Origin of the sequence: Streptomyces cinereoruber, from assembly GCF_009299385.1 — a bacterium.
In the GTDB taxonomy this organism is placed as follows: Bacteria; Actinomycetota; Actinomycetes; order Streptomycetales; family Streptomycetaceae; genus Streptomyces; species Streptomyces bikiniensis.
In genome coordinates this window covers 4,349,381-4,367,192 of sequence record NZ_CP023693.1, presented here as the reverse complement: position 1 = coordinate 4,367,192, position 17,812 = coordinate 4,349,381, and the positions used below count along the sequence as shown (strand labels likewise).

Below are 17,812 nucleotides of genomic sequence, written 5' to 3'. Positions count from 1 at the left end.
GTCGCGTAGTCGACTGAAGTCATGCACGGCAAGCGGCGGACCACTCGGCGAGCCGTACCCGAAGGCCTTCTCCGAAGAGGGCGTGTTCCTCGTATCCGGCGAACTCCTTCAGGTAGGAAGGAACGTCTCGGCCGTCGCGGAGTACGAGGCTTCCCGCGGTCGTCTCGATGGTGACCAACGCGGCGTCGTAGATGGTGAACGTACTCAGGGGGGTTCGGGGCGTCGGCGCCCCTACGGGGATCACCCCGATCTGAACGTTCGGGAGGTAGGACAGGGACGCCAGCCGGTCCATCTGCTCGGCCAGTGCCAGTGGGGAGACCACCGGCCAGCGAACCGCCTGCTCGGTCAGGACGAACGTGAACCGCTTCGAGGCGTCGTAGAGGACGGCTTGCCGTCCCAGCTTCCCCGCCACTGCCTTGCTCGTGTCGGCCGTCGAGTGGGCCAAGCTCGCCCGTACGTACTCAGGTGTTGCCAGCAAGCCCGTAACCATCGAAAGCAGGAAGTACCGCATGTGCGTGGAGGACGCTTCGAGGGACTTCAGCTCGGCCTGTCTCGTACCGAGTCCCTTGCGCCGAAGTTCTCGGACGTTCCGCCACTCGGTGTTCGCCATCCTGGCGAGGGCGGACACCTCCGAGACCAGTTCCGGCGGAGCGTCCAGCGCTCGCAAGATCTGCTCGACGTCGACCAGGGACGGCCGTGTCCGGCCGTTCTCGATGCGAGACACCTTCGACTGGGACATGTTGCAGCGCGCTGCGAGCCGACCCCCCGAGAGGCCGGCTCGCTTGCGCAAGTCCCGGAGCAGAGAGGCGAGTTCGGTACCAGATTCGCCAAGCTGCTCAGCTTCGAACGTCACTCCGTCCCGCGTTCCGTGTACTCCAGGAAGGGAACCGACTCGGCAACGGCGATGCGCTGCCACTCGACGAACGGCGCAGGGTCACCCTCGTACAACTCCCGGCTGATCTGCGTTCCGTCGTCCTCGTACTTCATGAGAACGACCGTCGAGCGGTCGAACATCCAGAAGTCCCCGACATCCGGCAACGGGTTCTCCCGCTCGGTCACGTCAAGGATGCGGATGTCCTCCCCGGCGAGCACGTGAGAGGCGTAGTAACGCGAGAACTCGAAGCGCAGGTACTCGGAGAGCGGTCGAGTCAGGACGTGCACGCGCCCCTTGCTCTTCCCCTCGCCTCGCAGCCGCTTCAGGTCTTCCGTATACGCGGACGAGTAGGTGTCCGGGTCGACGCGCTTGCCTGCGCGGAAGGCTTCGAGCTCTTCCGCCTCCTGCGGTACGAGGTACTGGGGCAGGGTCTCCAGCCGCCATGCCTCGGACTGGAAGCCCCGGAGCATCGCCCGCCACTCGTCACCGTCCAAGAGCACGAACGGCCTCCCGAAGAACGCCCTCGGGGATCTCCACGAGCCCTTCCCCCTGCGGGGGCGTGAAGGCATCGGACACGTCGCCCTGAACCACGATGGAGCCGGAAGCGGTGCGGTAGACGTTCGGGCAGTCGTCCTCTCCGCACGTGCCGTTGCCGGTGAGCCGAGTCAGTTCTTCGCGTGCTATGCGAACCCCCTTGACTTGTCGGCCCGGTGGGGCCGCCTGAGACGACCGTACGGGGGCCATTCGCGGCCGTCCATGCACGGACGCGACTCATGCACGTTGTCGCATAAACGGGCGGCTGAGTGGTCGGCTCTTGCTTGGAGTGGGTTCGAAGCAGTTGGCTTGTGCCTCATGAAGTACACGCAGCTCGGACGCACCGGACTCAAGGTCAGCCGACTCGTCCTCGGCACGATGAACTTCGGCCCGCAGACGGACGAACCGACAAGTCACGGCATCTTGGATGCCGCGCTGGACGCAGGTCTGAACTTCGTAGACACGGCCAATGTGTATGGGTGGGGTGAGAACAAAGGCCGCACCGAGGAGATCATCGGGACGTGGTTCGCCCAGGGCGGTGGCCGGCGGGAGAAGGCGGTCCTCGCCACCAAGGTCTACGGCTCCATGTCCCACGACGGTGAGACCTGGCCCAACGAGGACCGGCTGTCGGCGTTGAATATCCGGCGCGCGGTGGAAGCCAGCCTCAAGCGACTCGGCACCGACTACATCGACCTGTACCAGTTCCACCACATCGACCGCCGCACTCCCTTCGAGGAGATCTGGCAGGCGATCGACGTCCTGATCACGCAGGGCAAGATCCTCTACGCCGGCTCGTCCAACTTCCCCGGCTACAAGATCGCCCAGGCCAACGAGACCGCCGCCCGCCGCGGCATGGTCGGCCTCGTCAGCGAGCAGTGCCTGTACAACCTCTACGAGCGCCGCGCCGAGATGGAGGTCATCCCGGCGGCCCAGGAGTACGGGCTCGGGGTCATCCCCTGGTCGCCGCTGCACGGCGGCCTCCTCGGCGGCGTCCTCAAGAAGGAGACCGAGGGCAAGCGCCGCACCGAGGGGCGCGCGGCGGAGACCCTCGCCGACCCGGCGAAGCGCGCCCAGTTCCAGGCGTACGAGGACCTCCTCGACAAGCACGGCCTCGCCCCCGGCGAGGTCGGCCTCGCCTGGCTCCTCACCCGGCCCGGCGTCACCGGCCCGATCGTCGGTCCGCGCACGGTGGAGCAGCTGGAGAGCGCGCTGCGCGCCCTGGAGCTGGAGTTGAGCGACGAAGTTCTGACGGGTCTGGACGAGATCTTCCCCGGCCCCGGCCCTTCGCCGGAAGCCTTCGCCTGGTAATCGACCAGGGCCTCGTGGGCATGGCCGTCGCCCGTCCTGCTGGGGCGGCGGCCACCACGTCACACGGGCGTCAAAGTGACTGATTCGCGTCGAAGAAGTTGAGTCCGGTGCGTCCGAGCTGCGTGTACTCCATGAGTCACCAGCCAACTACGTGGAGCGCACTCCAAGCAAGCGCCCGGCTACTGGCCCACCGCCGACGCCACGGCGACGATGGCGAACATCAGCACGAGAACACCGGCCATGATCCGGTTGCGAGTCTTCGGGTCCACCCTTCGAGGTTAACCCGCCCCGCTTCCGCCCCCTCCCAGGGGCCACGATCCGATCCTCTCGTACCGGGGCTGCTCCCCCTTCACCCCGCTCACCGGCAGCTCGGACCGTACGAGAACCAGCTCGTCCACCTCCCACCGGCCGCCCTCGAACCCGTCGAGCACGTCCAGGAAGGGCCCCATGGCAACCCCTTCCCCCCTCCCCCGTCCGACGGTCAGGTGGGCGCGGTACCGGCGGTGCTCCCCCATCGCGATCCCGGCCCGGCGCGCGGCCGCGTCGGACCGCTCGGCGAGGAGCCGCAGCGTGTCCAGGTCCCCGGCGACCCCGGCCCACAGCGTCCGCCGCCCGAAGTGCCCGCCCCCGTGGAGCCGCAGCGGAAAGACCGGCGTACGGGACGCGGCCCGCTCCAGCCGCGCCCGCACCTCGGGCAGCAGGGCCTCGTCCACCTCCCCCATGAAGGCGAGCGTGAGGTGCCACCCGTCCCGCGAGGCCCAGCGCACTCCCCCGGCCCCGGGCAGCCCCCGCAACCGGTCGACCACACGCCCGAGCTCGTCCAACCGCTCCGAAGGCGGCAGCACGGCGGCGAAAAGCCTCATGCGAGAAGTGTGGCACCCCCCGCGTACGCACGCCCCGACCGGCGGAGACGGCTTGCCCCCGGAAGCGAAGGCGGCCGATCATCGGCCCATGAGACCCGAAGTACAGGCGTTCGTCGCCGCCGGCCCGCTCCCCGACGAGGACGCGAGCGAGGAGGAGATCGACAGGCGCGTACGGCAGCTCGACGCGATCTCGAAGCCGGTCACCGCGGAAGAGGCCCGGGCACTCGTCTCCTGCTTCGGACCGGACGACTGCTACGGCGTCGCCTGGTCGCTCCTCCACCTCGTCGAGAGCGGACCGGACCCGGCCCTGACCGCCGACCCCGGACCGGACGCCGGCGAATGGCACCGGCGCCTCCACAACCGCGCCGTGAACGCGGAACCCGCCCCCTGACCCCGCCCGGGACCCCCTACCCTCACCCCCATGAAGATCCGTAGGGGTGGACCCGAAGACATACCCGCCGTGCTCACCGTCCTGGACAGCGCCGTCACGTGGCTGAACGGCAAGGGCATCACCGCCCAGTGGGGCACCGAACCCTTCACGGCCCGCCCCGCCGCCGTGCGGCAGGTCGAGGAGACGGTGGCCGAGGGCGACCTCTGGGTGGCGGAGATCGACGGCGCACCGGCGGGCACGATGACCCTGACCCCCCACCCGGGCAAGCACGTGCCCCCCGCCGACGAGCCGGAGGTGTACGTACGCCTCCTGGCGACGGACGCCCGCTTCCACGACCGGGGCGTGGGAGCGGCCCTCCTCCGGCACGCCGCCGAGGAAACCCGCCGCAAGAACGTCTCGCTCCTCCGCGTGGACTGCTTCGCGGGCAGCGAGGGCCGCCTGATCGCGTACTACGAGAAGCAGGGCTTCACCCGCACGGACACCTTCGCCGTGGGCGACTGGCAGGGCCAGATCCTGGAGCGGCGGGTCTGACGACGCCGTACGGGAGGGGGCGGGGCCTCCGTCACGGCCCCGCCGCCCGCCCCGGGGCTACGCCGCGGCGGTCAGGCGCTCCCGCGCCACGAACCGGACCTGCGGATGTCCCCGCCGCCACCCGACGGCGACCTTGAGCCCCCCGACCCGAGCGAGCACGAGCCCGACCACCACGGCGGCGACGAACGAGATCACCCCGCCCGTGGCGAACCCGACCCGGGCCCCGTACGCGTCGGTGACCCACCCGAGCAGCGGCGCGCCGATCGGCGTGCCCCCGGCGAAGACCATCATGTAGAGGCTCATCACCCGCCCCCGCATCGCGGGATCGGTGGCCATCTGCACGGCGGAGTTGGCGGTGACGTTGACCGTGAGCCCGATCATGCCGATCGGTACGAGCAGCAGCGCGAACAGCCAGAACGCCGGCGACAGGGCCGCCACGACCTCCAGCACGCCGAAGACGCCCGCCGCGATCACGAGCATCCGCAGCCGGGTGGTCCCGCGCCGGGCCGCCGCGAGGGCGCCCACGAGCGACCCGACGGCCATCAGGGTGTTGAGGAACCCGTACGTACCGGCCCCCACGTGGAAGACGCCGTCGGCGAAGGCGGTGAGCCAGATCGGGAAGTTGAACCCGAACGTCCCGATGAAGCCGACCAGCACGATGGGCCACACCAGATCGGGCCGTCCGGCCACGTACCGCAGCCCCTCCCGGAGCTGCCCCTTCCCCCGCGGCACGCGCTCCACCTTGTGGAGCTCGCCGGTCCGCATGAGCAGCAGGCCGACCACCGGCGCGGCGAAGGACAGGCCGTTCAGCAGGAAGGCCCACCCGCTTCCGACCCCGGCGATGAGGACGCCGGCGACCGCGGGCCCGACGAGCCGGGCGGACTGGAAGTTCGCCGAGTTCAGGGAGACGGCGTTGCGGAGCTGCTCGGGCCCGACCATCTCGGACACGAAGGACTGCCGCGCCGGGTTGTCGACGACGGTGACCATGCCCAGCAGGAAGGCGATCAGGTACACGTGCCAGACCTGGACGTGCCCGGACAGGGTCAGCACGGCGAGCGCGACGCCGCACAGCCCGAGGGCCGCCTGGCTGACGAGAAGGAGCTGCCGCTTCGGGTACCGGTCGGCGATGACACCGCCGTACAGGCCGAAGAGCAGCATCGGCAGGAACTGGAGGGCCGTCGTGATGCCGACGGCGGCGGCCGAGCCGGTGAGGCTCAGGACGAGCCAGTCCTGGGTGATCCGGGCCATCCACGTACCGGTGTTGGAGACGATCGCTCCGGTGAAGAACAGCCGGTAGTTCCGGATCCCGAGCGAGGAGAAGGTCCCCCCGCCCCGGCGGGTGTGGGTATCGGGTTTGTGGACGGGTGCGGAGTCTGCTCCGGGTCCCGTACTCAAAGTGCGTCGCCTCCTCGGCTCGGGGTCTACAGGTGTGCGAGCTTCTCCAGGACGGGGGCGGCCGCGCGCAGCTTGGCCCATTCGTCCTCGTCCAGGCCCTCGGCGAGCGCGGCCAGCCAGGCGTTCCGCTTGCGGCGGGACTCCTCGAGCATGGCCTCGGCCTGCTCGGTCTGGCTGACCACCTTCTGCCGGCGGTCGTCGGGGTGCGGCTCCAGCCGGACCAGTCCCTTGGCTTCGAGCAGCGCGACGATGCGGGTCATCGAGGGCGGCTGGACGTGCTCCTTGCGGGCCAGCTCGCCGGGGGTCGCGGAGCCGCAGAGCGACAGGGTGCCGAGCACCGACATCTCGGTGGGGCTCAGCGATTCGTCGACGCGCTGGTGCTTGAGGCGTCGGCCCAGCCGCATGACGGAGGAGCGGAGCGCGTTCACGGCCGCGACGTCGTCGGCGGTGCCGTGGGACAGGTCAGGCATGTTTATTAGCGTAACTCATTACTCTAACTAAAGACACCGGGCCCCCCGGACGTCGCACGGATCACACGGCACGCCCACACACACCCGCACGCGCCCCCGCCCGCGACAACACACACGGGCGCAGATCACGCTTCGGCATCCATGTATCACCCAAACGAGTGAGTCGGATCCAGAAAGTGACGCAAAGAAGCACCGGCTGCCCCGACCCTGACGGCATGGGATCGACAGTGCTCAGCCTGCGCATCGACGGTGAGCTGCTCGACCGGCTCAGGAGTCACGCCGCGAAAAGAGGAATGAGCGTCCAGGACTACGTGGCCCGGACGCTCATTCGCGAGGATTTCGACGAACGGTTCAAGACCGCCGTCGACGAGACGGAGAAGTTCTACGGCCCGGAGGGCGCGGAAGGTGCGGAGGCGGGGCAGGAGCCGCGGACGGCCCCCGCCCCGCCCCTGGATCACGTGAGGCCGAGCGCCGGCATCGCGTAGTAGAAGACGAACACCGCCGACACGGCGTACATGGCCGCCGGGACCTCGCGCCCCCGGCCGGCCGCGAGCCGCAGCACGCTGAAGGCGATGAAGCCGATGCCGATGCCGTTCGTGATCGAGTACGTGAACGGCATCATCACCATGGCCAGGAACGCCGGCACCGCGATGGTGAAGTCGCTCCAGTCGATGTCCTTGACCGAGCCGGCCATGATCAGGAAGCCGACCGCGAGCAGCGCGGGGGTGGCGGCCTGGGACGGGACCATCGTGGCGAGCGGCGTGAGGAACAGCGCCACGGAGAAGAGGCCGCCGGTGACGACGGAGGCGAGGCCGGTCCTGGCCCCCTCACCGACGCCGGCCGTGGACTCCACGAAGCAGGTGGTGGCGGAGGAGGAGGACGCGCCGCCGGAGGCGACGGCGAGGCCGTCGACGAGGAGCACCCGGTTGATGCCGGGGAAGTTGCCGTCCTCGTCGGTCAGCTCGGCCTCGTCGCCGACGCCGAGGATCGTGCCCATGGCGTCGAAGAAGCAGGACAGCAGCACGGTGAAGACGAAGAGGACGCCGGTCAGGACGCCGACCTTGTGGAAGCCGCCGAAGAGGCTGAACTCCCAGAGGAGGCCGAAGTCGGGCGAGGCGACCGGGTTGCCGGGCCACTCCGGGGTGGTCAGGCCCCAGGACGGGACGTCGGCGACCGCGTTGATCACCATGGCGACGATCGTCATGACGACGATCGAGATGAGGATGGCGCCGGGGACCTTGCGGACGATCAGCGCGAGGGTGAGCAGGGTGCCCAGGGCGAAGACGAGCACCGGCCAGCCGGTGAGGTGACCGTCGCCGCCGAGCTGGAGCGGGACGGTGGTGTGCGCGGCGTCGGGGATGCGGGAGACGAAGCCCGAGTCGACGAGGCCGATCAGCATGATGAAGAGGCCGATGCCGATCGCGATGCCCTTGCGGAGCCCGGCCGGGACGGCGCTCATCACGCGCTCGCGCAGTCCGGTCGCGACGAGCAGCATCACGACGATGCCGGCGAGGACGACCATGCCCATGGCGTCGGGCCAGGACATCCGGGGCGCGAGCTGGAGCGCGACGACCGTGTTGACGCCGAGGCCGGCGGCGAGGGCGATCGGGACGTTGCCGATGACGCCCATGAGGAGGGTCGTGAACGCCGCCGTGAGGACGGTGGCGGTGACGAGCTGGCCGCCGTCGAGCTGGTTCCCGTACATGTCCTTGGCGCTGCCGAGGATGATCGGGTTCAGCACGATGATGTAGGCCATCGCGAAGAAGGTGGCGAAGCCGCCGCGGACCTCGCGGGCGACGGTCGAGCCGCGCGCGGAGATCTTGAAGAAGCGGTCGAGGCCGGAGGACGGTTCGGGGGAACCGGACGGCTCGGGGGAAGGTGCCTTGGCGGTGGCCGTGGTGCTCATGGGAGTCCTCGTAGGAAAGTGTCCATTTTGGCGGTTCGTACGAAGAAAACCCGCCACAGGCAAACCGTTTCAGTATGAACACATGAACGAGCGCGAGTCCATCTCCGCGCGTAGACACCAATTTCCGACGTCCGGGCCGCCGCCTAGACTGGGCTCCATGGCGAAGTGGACACCGAAGCACGAGGCACCCGAGCCCCTGGAAGGGCCCGTCGTCGCCACCATCACCGGCGGAACGATCCTCTGGTTCGTCCTCTTCCTCGTCCAGGTCCCCTTCTACGGCTGGTTCGACGACCGGGACCTGACCTGGTGGGTGTGGACCTGCCTGGCCGGGGCCGGCCTCGGCCTCATCGGCATCTGGTACGTGCGCAAGCGCGACGCGGCGCTGAAGCGGCACGCGGCGGCGACGGAAGCGGGGGCCACGGCCACGGCGGGGGAAGCCCCGGAACGGCGGGCTCCGCGGTGACGCGCCGGTGACCCCGTACTGGTGACCCCGTAGTACCGCCCGTAGTACCGAGGGAGCACCCCCCTACGCCCGGGGTCCGACCCCCACCCCCATATCCCCCTCCGATCCCCCTCTCCGGCAGGTGAACGCCCGATTCCGGTCGTACCGTCGAGAGCATGACGCAGCGGGCGAAGATCGACACCGACAGCAGTGGGGCGGCGGGGGGCGGACCGCCCGTCGAGCACCGCCCGGCCGGGCTCACCTCCGCCGAGGTCGCGGAGCGGGTCGCGCGCGGAGAGGTCAACGACGTCCCCGTACGCAGCTCCCGCTCGGCCGTCGACATCGTCCGGGCCAACGTCTTCACCCGCTTCAACGCGATCATCGGCGTCCTGTGGGTGATCATGCTCTTCGTCGCGCCGATCCAGGACAGCCTCTTCGGCTTCGTGATCGTCGCGAACACCGGCATCGGCATCATCCAGGAGCTGCGCGCCAAGAAGACCCTCGACGGGCTCGCCGTCATCGGCGAGGCCAGGCCGACGGTCCGGCGCGACGGGACCGCCGCCGAACTGTCCACCTCCGAGATCGTCCTCGGCGACCTGATCGAGCTCGGCCCCGGGGACAAGGTCGTCGTGGACGGGGTGGTGGCGGAGGCCGACAGCCTGGAGGTGGACGAGTCGCTGCTCACCGGCGAGGCGGACCCGGTGGTGAAGAAGCCGGGCGACCCGATGATGTCGGGCTCGTTCGTGGTGGCGGGCGGCGGCGCGTTCACGGCCACGAAGGTCGGCCGCGAGGCGTACGCGGCGCAGCTCGCGGAGGAGGCGTCCCGCTTCACGCTCGTCCACTCCGAGCTGCGCAGCGGCATCTCCACGATCCTCAAGTACGTGACGTGGATGATGATCCCGACCGCGACCGGTCTGATCATCAGCCAGCTGGTCGTCAAGGACACCGACCTCAAGGACTCGATCGCCCGGACCGTCGGCGGCATCGTCCCGATGATCCCGGAGGGGCTGGTCCTCCTCACCTCCGTGGCCTTCGCGATCGGCGTGGTCCGGCTCGGCCGCAAGCAGTGCCTCGTGCAGGAGCTGCCGGCCATCGAGGGCCTGGCGCGGGTGGACGTCGTGTGCCTGGACAAGACGGGCACGCTGACCGAGGGCGGCATGGACGTGACGGAGCTGCGCCCGCTGAACGGCTCCGACGAGGCGTACGTACGGAAGGTCCTCGGCGCGCTCGGCGCGTCCGACCCGCACCCGAACGCCTCCCTCCAGGCGATCATCGAGGCCTGTCCGGAACCGGACGGATGGCGCTGCGCGGAGGCGCTGCCGTTCTCGTCGGCCCGCAAGTACAGCGGCGCGACGTTCGAGGAGGGCGGCGGGGAGGACGGTGGTCCGGAGTCGTCGTGGCTGCTGGGCGCCCCGGACGTCCTCCTGGAGGCCGGCGACCCGGCGCTCGCCGAGACCGACCACCTGAACGAGCAGGGCCTGCGGGTCCTCCTCCTGGCCCGTACGGACCGCGCGCCCGGCGCCCCCGGGGCGGCGGAGGCGGCCCGCCCGGCCGCGCTCGTGGTCCTGGAGCAGCGGCTGCGCCCGGACGCGTCCGACACCCTGGCGTACTTCACCGACCAGAACGTCGCCGCCAAGGTCATCTCCGGCGACAACGCGGTCTCGGTCGGCGCGGTGGCCGGGAAGCTGGACCTGCCGGGCGCGGAGCACACGGTGGACGCCCGCACGCTCCCCGAGGACCGGGAGAAGATGGCGGAGGTGCTGGAGGAGAACGCGGTCTTCGGCCGGGTCACCCCGCAGCAGAAGCGGGACATGGTGGCCGCGCTCCAGTCGAAGGGCCACACGGTCGCGATGACCGGCGACGGCGTGAACGACGTCCTGGCCCTGAAGGACGCCGACATCGGGGTGTCGATGGGCTCGGGCTCGGAGGCGACGAGGGCGGTCGCGCAGATCGTCCTCCTGAACAACTCCTTCGCGACCCTGCCGTCGGTGGTGGCGGAGGGGCGCCGGGTCATCGGCAACATCACGCGCGTGGCGACCCTGTTCCTGACGAAGACGGTGTACTCGGTGCTCCTGGCGGTCCTGGTGGTCTGCTCCCAGGTCGAGTACCCCTTCCTGCCCCGCCACCTGACCCTGCTGTCCACCCTGACGATCGGCGTCCCGGCCTTCTTCCTGGCCCTGGCCCCCAACAAGGAGCGGGCGAAGCCGCACTTCGTGCGCCGGGTGATGCGGTACGCGATCCCGGGCGGGGTCGTCGCGGCGGCGGCCACCTTCACCACGTACCTCCTGGCCCGCCACCACTACAGCGGCGCGGACGCCCTGGGCGCGGAGACCAGCGCGGCGACCCTGACCCTCTTCCTGGTCTCCCTCTGGGTCCTCGCGATCATCGCCCGCCCCTACACCTGGTGGCGCCTCGCCCTGGTCGCCACCATGGCCGGCGCCTTCCTCCTCGTCCTCGTCGTCCCCTGGCTCCAGGACTTCTTCGCCCTGAAGCTGGTCGGCACGACGATGCCGTGGGCGGCGGTCGCGATCGCGGCGACGGGCGCGGCGCTCCTGGAACTGGCCTGGCGCTGGGTGGACCGGAGGTTCCCGGCGTAGCCGCACGAATCCCCTGGAAGACGACTGGAGGACCGACATGACCCCGGAACTCTTCGCGGGCATCCCCGTGACCGACTACACCTCGGCCCTGCCCTGGTACGAACGGTTCTTCGGCGCCCGCCCCTCGTTCCTGCCGCACGACACGGAGGCGGTGTGGCAGCTCGCCGAGGGCCGCTACGCCTACATCGTCGAGGACCGCGAACGCGCGGGGAACGCCCTCCTGACGACCTTCGTCGACGACCTGGACGCCCGGGTCGCCGAACTCGCCCGCCAGGGCCTCGAACCCGTGCGGCGCGAGACCTACGACACCGTGACCAAGGTGACCTACCGGGACGCGGACGGCAACGAGATCGGCCTGGGCGGCGGGCCGCTCTGAGGCCGCCCGGGGGCGGACGCGACCGGCCGGTGCCGGCTCCAGCGGGTCGGCGGCCGGTCTCAGTCCGTCAGGAAGGCGCCCTCGCGGCAGGCGCGGCAGACGAAGACGTAGCCCAGTTGGCCGCCGAGGTTCATGGCGGTCTCCCGGGTCAGCCCCTCTTCCAGGTGCGCCGCGAACTCCATGGCGCCAGCGCAGGAAGGGCAGGCGGGCAGGCGGTCGTCCTCCAGGTAGGAGGGACTGCCTCCGAGCGACCCGAGCACTTCGCGCTGCTTCCCGAACCGTTCTCCCGGTTCGCGCCTCCACCCCTGGCGGGCGATGTCGTAGGCGTCGGGCTCGCCCTCCTCCTCGTCGGCCTCGTCGGGGTCGAACGCCACCCCGTGGACGCGGATGGCCGAGGTGACAGGCAGCAGGGCCAGCCCCGACTCGGGTACGGCTACGGGCCGCAGGCCCTCTCGGGGAAACAGGTGGACCCTGTTCGCGCTGGACCGCGCGTCCCAGAACTCGCACACGCCGGGATCGTTCTGGCACAGGAACACCGACAGGACGTCGTCCCCGACGGGAAGGTGGGCGAAGAACCGCAGCGGTCCGCCGCAGCCGCACACCGGCCAGACGAACCCGGCGGGAGCCAGCGGCACGCCCCCGGTGCGCGGGGCGTCGGAATCGGCCGGCGCGGGGCCGTCGTAGATCATCAGGTTCGTCTGCACGGCGAGAGGCTACCGGCGACCGCCGACAGGGCCCGCGAGACGGTGGCGCCGCCGTCCCCCCGTGCCCCGGCCAAGACAGAATGTCACTGTCCCCCGAAAGAATAAATCTATCGCGGCGGGAGTAGATTTTTTCTCCCGACGGGTCTAACGTTTTCCTCGTAACCCAGAAGTCGAAGGACGCGGCAGGGACGCACTGCCGCGTACGCAGGTCGAGAAGGTGCGGAACGGCGGCGGAGCGGCGGAGCCGGAAGTGACGGGTTCCTCCACTGGCCGCCGGGCCGGGCGGCCCCAGGGGCCGTGAGCGGTACCGAAGTGAAGTACACGGAAGAGAGAAGGAGCAGGACGCCATCAGGATCGCCCGGGCGAGCACGGCAGCCCGGGTACCGCAGGCCCCGGATTGGAAGGTGGTCCCCGGTCACGCAACCGCGATCCCCGCGGCCCCGCCCACGAGGCGGCACCCGCGGAACGAGAAACCCGGCGCAGTCGGCCGGTAGATGGTGTTGAAAGCTCGGGGCCCGGGCGCCGCTACGGCGTCCGGGCCCCTCGACGCGTCCCCGGAAGAAGAGGCCTATGCCCCCTCGCAGCACCCGCCCCGTCGACAAGTTCGACGACGACGACTATCCCGCCTACACCATGGGCCGGGCCGCCGAGATGCTCGGCACCACCCCCGCCTTCCTCCGCGCCCTCGGCGAACACCGCCTGATCACCCCGCTGCGCTCCGAGGGCGGCCACCGCCGCTACTCCCGCTACCAGCTGCGGATCGCGGCCCGCGCCCGGGAACTGGTCGACCAGGGCACCCCCGTCGAGGCGGCCTGCCGCATCGTCGTCCTCGAAGACCAGCTCGAAGAGGCCCAGCGCCTCAACGACCGGTACCGCCGCGCGGCGGCCGGCCCGCACCCGTCGACCACGGAGTGAACCGAGCACCGGCCGCACGGCGGGCTCCCCACGTCCTGGGCCCTGTGCGCACGTAGCCGGACAGAGGACTCGGCGGTGCCGAATTCGGCTGCGGCGGGCGCGCACACCCGCATACCGTGCCCCCATGCGGAACGCGCGTGCGAACGGTCCCCGGGGCTTCAGGTAGCCCGCCAGGAGATGCCTGGCGGTGGCTGCCCGATGGAGTTTGCCGTGGCCCGTACCGCTCATCACCCTTCCCTCGCCCGCCGGAGGAGTCCCGCCGACTGGCTGCCGGGGGATCCTCACCACGCCGTCGTGCTCTACGACCTGAGGTACGACGCCGGGGACCTCGCCGAAGCCGCCCGGGAGGCCCGGCGACCCCGCCCACGCCCGGTCCGGCGGGCGGTCGCGGTCCACTCGCTGCCCCGGCACCGCTGGGACAAGACCGTCGCGCACCGGGCCGCCGAGCAGGAGCGCCGGGCGCGACAGCTGCTCCGGAAGCGGGTCGGCACGGTCCTGGGCCTGGTGAACACCCCCGACGGCGTGCTCGACCTCGCCGCCGCCGAGTCCGTCGACGTACCGCCCGCCCGGCACCGGCACAGCGGGGTCTGGATGGCCTAGGACGTCCCCCGCGGGCCGGAGAGGAGGATTCGCCGGGTCGGGCGCTCGATGTGTGTGACGACGACGGAGACCTCCTCGCCCTCCCCGAAGTCCTCCGGCCGACCGGCGGCGGGGTACCCGTTGACCTCGCGGAAGGGGACCAACCCGAGGAGCCCCTCCCCGAGGTCGACGAAGGCTCCGACGGAGAGCACCTTCTCGACCGTCCCGCGCAGTTCCCGGCCCACCGGCATGCGGTCGGCGAAGGCCCGGAGGGGGTCGGGCCGCAGCGCCTTCAGGGACAGCCTGGCCTCCATGTTGTACGTGTCGAACTGGAGGAACTCGCAGGAGACGCGTTCCCCGACCGCCACGACGTCGTCCGGGGCGTCGAAGCGGACCCAGGACAGCTCGGCCATGCTGATGAACCCGGCACCGGGGAAGACCGGGTGGCCGGGCCCGTCGTCCAGGGCGACGAACACCCCGAACCGTTCGATCGCCGCGACGGTGCCGGTCAGTACCTCGCCGCGGTTCAACGCCTCCAGGAACGCCCGGAGTTCCGGGGCCTCCATCTGCTGGTCCATGCCCGGAACCCTGCCACACGGCCTCCCTCGGCGGCCCCTAGGAGGTGTCTCGCCGATCATGCCGGGCTCGCGGCCCCGGCCACGGTCCGCCGGACAGCCCCTAGTCGAACCACCGGTCCCGCGACAGTTCCTCCGTGCGGGTCGGGTCCTCCAGGAGGGCCGCGACCTCGAAGCGGCGGGGCCACTGGCCGGCGGCCCAGGCGAGGCCGGCGGCGACGCCTTCGAGGGTGGCGGCGTGGACGGTGCCGTCGGGGGTGCGACGCCAGTCGAGTTCGACGCCGCCCGCGCGGAGCTCCTCGTGCTCGACGTAGAAGCCGGGGGTGGCGGGGCCGAGGAGGGCCGTGACCGCGTCCGGGACGCCGTGCTCCTCGCCGGTCGTCGTGACCTCCGCCTCCACCGTCTCGCTCAGGCGGCGCACCTGGAACAGGTCGGCCAGGTCCACCGCGCGGGACGGGGAGACCGGGAGGAGCGGGAGCCCGGCCGTCAGGGGCAGGAGGTCCGGGGCGTCCGCCACCACCGCGTCCGCCGCGTCGACCACGGTCACGACCCCGTCCACGACCGCCCGCAGCTCGTCCGGGAGGGTCACCTGCTCCGGGTCCAGGTCCGCGAGGGCCGTGTAGAGGGCGTGCAGCTGCGGGGCCGACACCGTGCGGTCCGGGTCCGCCAGGCGGGTCAGGAGCTCGGCCGCGCCGCCCGGCTCGTCCAGGAGCGCGGGGACCGAGGTGCGGACGCCGAGGGCCCGCAGGACCTGCTCGTCCTCGAAGCCGGTCGCGTCGGCGGAGTCGTACAGGCCCATCAGGAGGGGGTCGGTGCCGGCCGCGCGCAGTCCGGCCGGGCGGCGCCCGTCCAGTACGGGGTGGTCCCGGAGCCACCAGGCCGTGTACGAGCGGACGGTCTCCGTCGTGCCGTCCGGCAGGAGGACCCGTACGGGATCGATCAGGGCGTCCCTCAGGGGCGGTGCGGCGAGCAGGGCGAGCGCCTGCGGCCAGGCGTCGTCGTCGACCAGGTCCAGGTCCCGTACGGCGACGATCTCCGTCGCCACCGGCGGCACCGGGGTCTCCGGGAGCCGGTCGAGGACGTCCTCGCACCACACGTCGACCGCGTCGAGGAGCCCGGCGTCGTCCGGCTCCGGGTAGTCGCCCTCGCGGGGCTCGATCTCGTCCGGGTCGAGGACGAGGTCGCTCGTACGGACCAGGGCGAAGGTGGCGAGCACCCCGCACGCGGTGAGGGGCTGCTCGCCCCAGCGGGCGGCCAGGTCCGCGTCCACGAAGGCGATCTCGTCCTCGCGGACGACGGCGGCGAAGGGCGAGCCGGGCAGGACGAGTTCGCTGGCCGGGGCGAGTTCGCCGTCCTCGTCGGGGAGGGCGAGCGCGCCCAGCCACGGCTCCTCGCCCGGGGCGAGGTCCGCGTCCCTGACCAGGGTGAGGACGGTCTCGGCCAGCTCCTCCGCGTCGAGGGCGTCGACGTCCTCGTCCCAGATCTCGCCCACGTCGAGGGAGGCCGCGACCGCGAGCCGCACCTGATGGGTCGTCAGGATCGCGCGGGGGGTGGCGGGCAGGGCGCCCAGCTTCTCCAGGAGCGGGTGGGCCGCGTCCGGGTGCGCCACCTTCAGGCCGAGCCGGGCCAGCTCGGGCGGGGTGCCCTCCTGCGGCAGCAGGACCTGGCGGGGGCCGATCGCCGTGCGGGACCGGGGGCCGTCGGCCTCCTCCGCCAGCGGCACCGGCAGGCCGGTGAGCCGGTCCGGGTCGACGCCCGCGAGGGAGTCGTACAGGCGCCACCACCAGCCGGCGGGCCGGTCCACCCCGGCCAGGCGGTCGATCGCCTCGGTCAGCGGCACCCGGCCGACGCCGAGCGTGCGCAGCTCCGGGCGGCGCTCCAGACCGGCCGGGAGGAGCGTCGGGAAAACCTCCGCGAGCACGTTCACGGTGTCCGCGCCCGCGCCCTCCACGACCTCCGCCTCGATCGGGCGGAGCGCGGGCAGCTCCTCGGTCGGGACGGCGGGCGCCAGGAACCCGACGCGCGGCAGCCGGTCGAGGATCGCCTCGCGCAGCGCCCCGTCGAGCGGGCCCTTGCCGAACGGGCCGGGCACGAGGTCGAGCGCGGCGGTCGTCACCGGCCGCCAGTCCGCGAGGAGTTCGGCGTACGCGTCGGCCGCCCGCTGCACCAGGAAGTCGGTGAGCGGCCCGGGCGCCGGGTGGCGGCGGGCGGTGTCGAGCGGCAGGGAGGCGATGAGGAGGGCGGGGATGCCCAGGGGCTCGTCCGTAGGGGTCGGGGCGTGCACGACGGGGGTGGTCTGCGGGTAGCGCGGGGCCCCCTCGTCGTCCACGGGTACGGCCCAGGTGACCGACCAGTGGGGGCGCAGGCGCTCCTCGACCGGGCGGTCCCTGAGGAGCTCGGGGTCGAGCGGGCCGCCGTGGCTGACGGTCCGCCAGCGGTGTGCGCCGTCCGCGGAGCCGCGGGTGGGGCCGGCGGCGGCCGTGCTCGCGGAGTCCTCGATGCGGACGTAGCCGTCGGCCTCGGAGCGGCGGAGCGTTCGTACACCTTCGGGTGTCTCCACGACGACCTCGGACAGACCCGGAAGAGTGAGCAGCAGGGCGTCGTCGATCGAGGAGAGCAGCCGCTCGGTGAGGTCGTGGGCGGCCGCGTCGCGCAGCGGCAGGACCACGACGGTGTCGTACCCGTCGGGCGCGGTGCCCTCGGCGGGCAGCGGCAGGCGCAGCAGCGGCACGTGGCCGTCGCGGCGGCGCAGCTCGTCGCCGAGGCCGGGGCTGTACCGGGCGGCGTCGGCGGCCAGTTCGCGGGCCTCGACGAGGGACCAGCGGACGCCGCCGTGGCGGCCGAGGAGGGCGGGCTCGTCGGTCACGGCGAGGACGGCGGCGAAGCCGACGCCGAAGCGGCCCACGGCCCCCGTGTCCCCCTCGCCGCCCTGCTCGCGCTTGGCGGAGGCGCGGAGGGTGGACAGCGACTCGACGCCCGTGGCGTCCAGCGGGGCGCCGGTGTTGGCGGCGGCGAGGACGGCCGGGCCCTCGCGGTCCGCCGGGTGCAGGGTGAGGCGGAGGCGGCCGGTGACGCCGGCGCGGCGGGCGGCGTCGGCGGCGTTCTGGGCCAGCTCGACGACCAGCCGGTCGCGGTAGCCGCCGAGGGCGAGGTCCTCCTCGGCGTTGGCGTCCTCGCGGAACCGGGCGGGCGAGGCCCCCCAGGCGTCGAGGACTCCGCGGCGCAGCCGCGCGGTGCCGAAGGGGTCGGTTCCGTCGGCCGTCGTCCGGACGCTGACGCTCACGTCTGACTCCACTCTGCGGGGCGGTGATTCGGGGCGGGACCGGTACGGTGCCGCTCCCCGGGCCCGAGG

The 17,812-nt window shown here is 71.8% G+C and carries 19 protein-coding genes; 9 read left to right on the top strand and 10 right to left on the bottom strand.

Annotated elements, in window-relative coordinates; genetic code table 11:
• Positions 1–19: 19 nt before the first annotated feature.
• Genes CP977_RS19675 through CP977_RS34880 form a run of 3 tightly spaced genes read right to left on the bottom strand, consistent with a single transcriptional unit; the run spans position 20 to position 1,558 of the window.
• Positions 20–853 (bottom strand): helix-turn-helix domain-containing protein, encoded by an 834-nt coding sequence (locus tag CP977_RS19675; RefSeq protein WP_152370572.1) that lies wholly within the window; start codon positions 851–853, stop codon positions 20–22.
• Positions 850–1,374 (bottom strand): DUF6879 family protein, encoded by a 525-nt coding sequence (locus CP977_RS19670; RefSeq protein WP_152370571.1) that lies wholly within the window; start codon positions 1,372–1,374, stop codon positions 850–852. Before CP977_RS19670 ends, CP977_RS19675 begins: the two co-directional genes overlap by 4 nt.
• A complete protein-coding gene (locus CP977_RS34880) occupies positions 1,358–1,558 on the bottom strand; it encodes a hypothetical protein (protein ID WP_152371600.1) in 201 nt (66 codons plus the stop codon). Before CP977_RS34880 ends, CP977_RS19670 begins: the two co-directional genes overlap by 17 nt.
• Positions 1,559–1,726: 168 nt before the next feature.
• On the opposite strand from CP977_RS34880, the gene CP977_RS19660 reads away from it, so the two are divergent.
• Positions 1,727–2,716: an aldo/keto reductase gene (locus CP977_RS19660; protein WP_152370570.1), complete on the top strand. Its 990-nt coding sequence runs from the start codon at positions 1,727–1,729 to the stop codon at positions 2,714–2,716.
• 278 nt (positions 2,717–2,994) lie between these two features.
• Here the strand turns inward: CP977_RS19660 and thpR are convergent, their stop codons facing one another.
• Complete coding sequence (gene thpR / locus CP977_RS19655) at positions 2,995–3,579, bottom strand: RNA 2',3'-cyclic phosphodiesterase (RefSeq protein ID WP_152370569.1); 585 nt, start codon at positions 3,577–3,579, stop codon at positions 2,995–2,997.
• Positions 3,580–3,667: 88 nt separating this feature from the next.
• Here thpR and CP977_RS19650 point away from each other — a divergent pair, with 88 nt between their 5' ends.
• Together CP977_RS19650 and CP977_RS19645 are read left to right on the top strand one after the other, a co-directional pair.
• A complete protein-coding gene (locus CP977_RS19650; protein ID WP_062753088.1) occupies positions 3,668–3,970 on the top strand; it encodes a hypothetical protein in 303 nt (100 codons plus the stop codon).
• A gap of 30 nt (positions 3,971–4,000) precedes the next feature.
• Complete coding sequence (locus tag CP977_RS19645; RefSeq protein WP_062753091.1) at positions 4,001–4,501, top strand: GNAT family N-acetyltransferase; 501 nt, start codon at positions 4,001–4,003, stop codon at positions 4,499–4,501.
• 57 nt (positions 4,502–4,558) lie between these two features.
• On the opposite strand, the gene CP977_RS19640 is transcribed toward CP977_RS19645, so the two are convergent.
• A complete protein-coding gene (locus tag CP977_RS19640) occupies positions 4,559–5,896 on the bottom strand; it encodes an MFS transporter (RefSeq protein ID WP_062753093.1) in 1,338 nt (445 codons plus the stop codon).
• Positions 5,897–5,922: 26 nt separating this feature from the next.
• Entirely contained in the window at positions 5,923–6,366 is a 444-nt protein-coding gene (locus CP977_RS19635; RefSeq protein ID WP_062753095.1) for a MarR family winged helix-turn-helix transcriptional regulator, read from the bottom strand.
• A 215-nt stretch (positions 6,367–6,581) separates the two neighbouring features.
• Here CP977_RS19635 and CP977_RS19630 point away from each other — a divergent pair, with 215 nt between their 5' ends.
• Positions 6,582–6,851, top strand: a complete 270-nt coding sequence (locus CP977_RS19630) for a hypothetical protein (protein WP_062753097.1) — start codon at positions 6,582–6,584, stop codon at positions 6,849–6,851.
• Here CP977_RS19630 and CP977_RS19625 read toward each other — a convergent pair.
• Positions 6,821–8,272: an NCS2 family permease gene (locus CP977_RS19625; RefSeq protein WP_062753100.1), complete on the bottom strand. Its 1,452-nt coding sequence runs from the start codon at positions 8,270–8,272 to the stop codon at positions 6,821–6,823. The two genes, CP977_RS19630 and CP977_RS19625, sit on opposite strands and share 31 nt — an antisense overlap.
• A gap of 157 nt (positions 8,273–8,429) precedes the next feature.
• Between CP977_RS19625 and CP977_RS19620 the strand changes: the two genes are divergently transcribed.
• The 3 genes from CP977_RS19620 (at position 8,430) to CP977_RS19610 (ending at position 11,687) form a co-directional block, all read left to right on the top strand.
• Positions 8,430–8,735: a DUF2530 domain-containing protein gene (locus CP977_RS19620; RefSeq protein WP_062753102.1), complete on the top strand. Its 306-nt coding sequence runs from the start codon at positions 8,430–8,432 to the stop codon at positions 8,733–8,735.
• 155 nt (positions 8,736–8,890) lie between these two features.
• Positions 8,891–11,311 carry an HAD-IC family P-type ATPase gene (locus tag CP977_RS19615; protein WP_062753104.1) on the top strand — a complete coding sequence of 807 codons (2,421 nt, stop codon included), beginning with the start codon at positions 8,891–8,893 and terminating at the stop codon, positions 11,309–11,311.
• Between the two features lie 37 nt (positions 11,312–11,348).
• Positions 11,349–11,687 (top strand): VOC family protein, encoded by a 339-nt coding sequence (locus tag CP977_RS19610; protein WP_062753106.1) that lies wholly within the window; start codon positions 11,349–11,351, stop codon positions 11,685–11,687.
• Between the two features lie 59 nt (positions 11,688–11,746).
• On the opposite strand, the gene CP977_RS19605 is transcribed toward CP977_RS19610, so the two are convergent.
• Positions 11,747–12,391: a YwqG family protein gene (locus tag CP977_RS19605; RefSeq protein ID WP_229991414.1), complete on the bottom strand. Its 645-nt coding sequence runs from the start codon at positions 12,389–12,391 to the stop codon at positions 11,747–11,749.
• Positions 12,392–12,961: 570 nt separating this feature from the next.
• Here CP977_RS19605 and CP977_RS19600 point away from each other — a divergent pair.
• Both CP977_RS19600 and CP977_RS19595 read left to right on the top strand, forming a co-directional pair.
• Positions 12,962–13,306, top strand: a complete 345-nt coding sequence (locus tag CP977_RS19600) for a MerR family transcriptional regulator (RefSeq protein ID WP_062753110.1) — start codon at positions 12,962–12,964, stop codon at positions 13,304–13,306.
• Between the two features lie 210 nt (positions 13,307–13,516).
• On the top strand, positions 13,517–13,906 hold the full coding sequence (locus CP977_RS19595; protein WP_229991415.1) for a hypothetical protein: 390 nt from the start codon (positions 13,517–13,519) through the stop codon (positions 13,904–13,906).
• On the opposite strand, the gene CP977_RS19590 is transcribed toward CP977_RS19595, so the two are convergent.
• Positions 13,903–14,463: a S1 RNA-binding domain-containing protein gene (locus tag CP977_RS19590; protein ID WP_109185088.1), complete on the bottom strand. Its 561-nt coding sequence runs from the start codon at positions 14,461–14,463 to the stop codon at positions 13,903–13,905. The two genes, CP977_RS19595 and CP977_RS19590, sit on opposite strands and share 4 nt — an antisense overlap.
• A 100-nt stretch (positions 14,464–14,563) precedes the next feature.
• Complete coding sequence (locus CP977_RS19585; protein ID WP_152370568.1) at positions 14,564–17,755, bottom strand: sacsin N-terminal ATP-binding-like domain-containing protein; 3,192 nt, start codon at positions 17,753–17,755, stop codon at positions 14,564–14,566.
• Positions 17,756–17,812: the final 57 nt, after the last annotated feature.

What these genes read in the sequence shown, in the direction of transcription:
- CP977_RS19660 (WP_152370570.1), top strand. Translation starts at nt 1,727, where the DNA reads ATGAAGTACACGCAGCTCGGACGCACCGGACTCAAGGTCAGCCGACTC.
- thpR (WP_152370569.1), bottom strand. Translation starts at nt 3,579, where the DNA reads ATGAGGCTTTTCGCCGCCGTGCTGCCGCCTTCGGAGCGGTTGGACGAG.
- CP977_RS19650 (WP_062753088.1), top strand. Translation starts at nt 3,668, where the DNA reads ATGAGACCCGAAGTACAGGCGTTCGTCGCCGCCGGCCCGCTCCCCGAC.
- CP977_RS19645 (WP_062753091.1), top strand. Translation starts at nt 4,001, where the DNA reads ATGAAGATCCGTAGGGGTGGACCCGAAGACATACCCGCCGTGCTCACC.
- CP977_RS19635 (WP_062753095.1), bottom strand. Translation starts at nt 6,366, where the DNA reads ATGCCTGACCTGTCCCACGGCACCGCCGACGACGTCGCGGCCGTGAAC.
- CP977_RS19630 (WP_062753097.1), top strand. Translation starts at nt 6,582, where the DNA reads ATGGGATCGACAGTGCTCAGCCTGCGCATCGACGGTGAGCTGCTCGAC.
- CP977_RS19625 (WP_062753100.1), bottom strand. Translation starts at nt 8,272, where the DNA reads ATGAGCACCACGGCCACCGCCAAGGCACCTTCCCCCGAGCCGTCCGGT.
- CP977_RS19620 (WP_062753102.1), top strand. Translation starts at nt 8,430, where the DNA reads ATGGCGAAGTGGACACCGAAGCACGAGGCACCCGAGCCCCTGGAAGGG.
- CP977_RS19615 (WP_062753104.1), top strand. Translation starts at nt 8,891, where the DNA reads ATGACGCAGCGGGCGAAGATCGACACCGACAGCAGTGGGGCGGCGGGG.
- CP977_RS19610 (WP_062753106.1), top strand. Translation starts at nt 11,349, where the DNA reads ATGACCCCGGAACTCTTCGCGGGCATCCCCGTGACCGACTACACCTCG.
- CP977_RS19600 (WP_062753110.1), top strand. Translation starts at nt 12,962, where the DNA reads ATGCCCCCTCGCAGCACCCGCCCCGTCGACAAGTTCGACGACGACGAC.
- CP977_RS19590 (WP_109185088.1), bottom strand. Translation starts at nt 14,463, where the DNA reads ATGGACCAGCAGATGGAGGCCCCGGAACTCCGGGCGTTCCTGGAGGCG.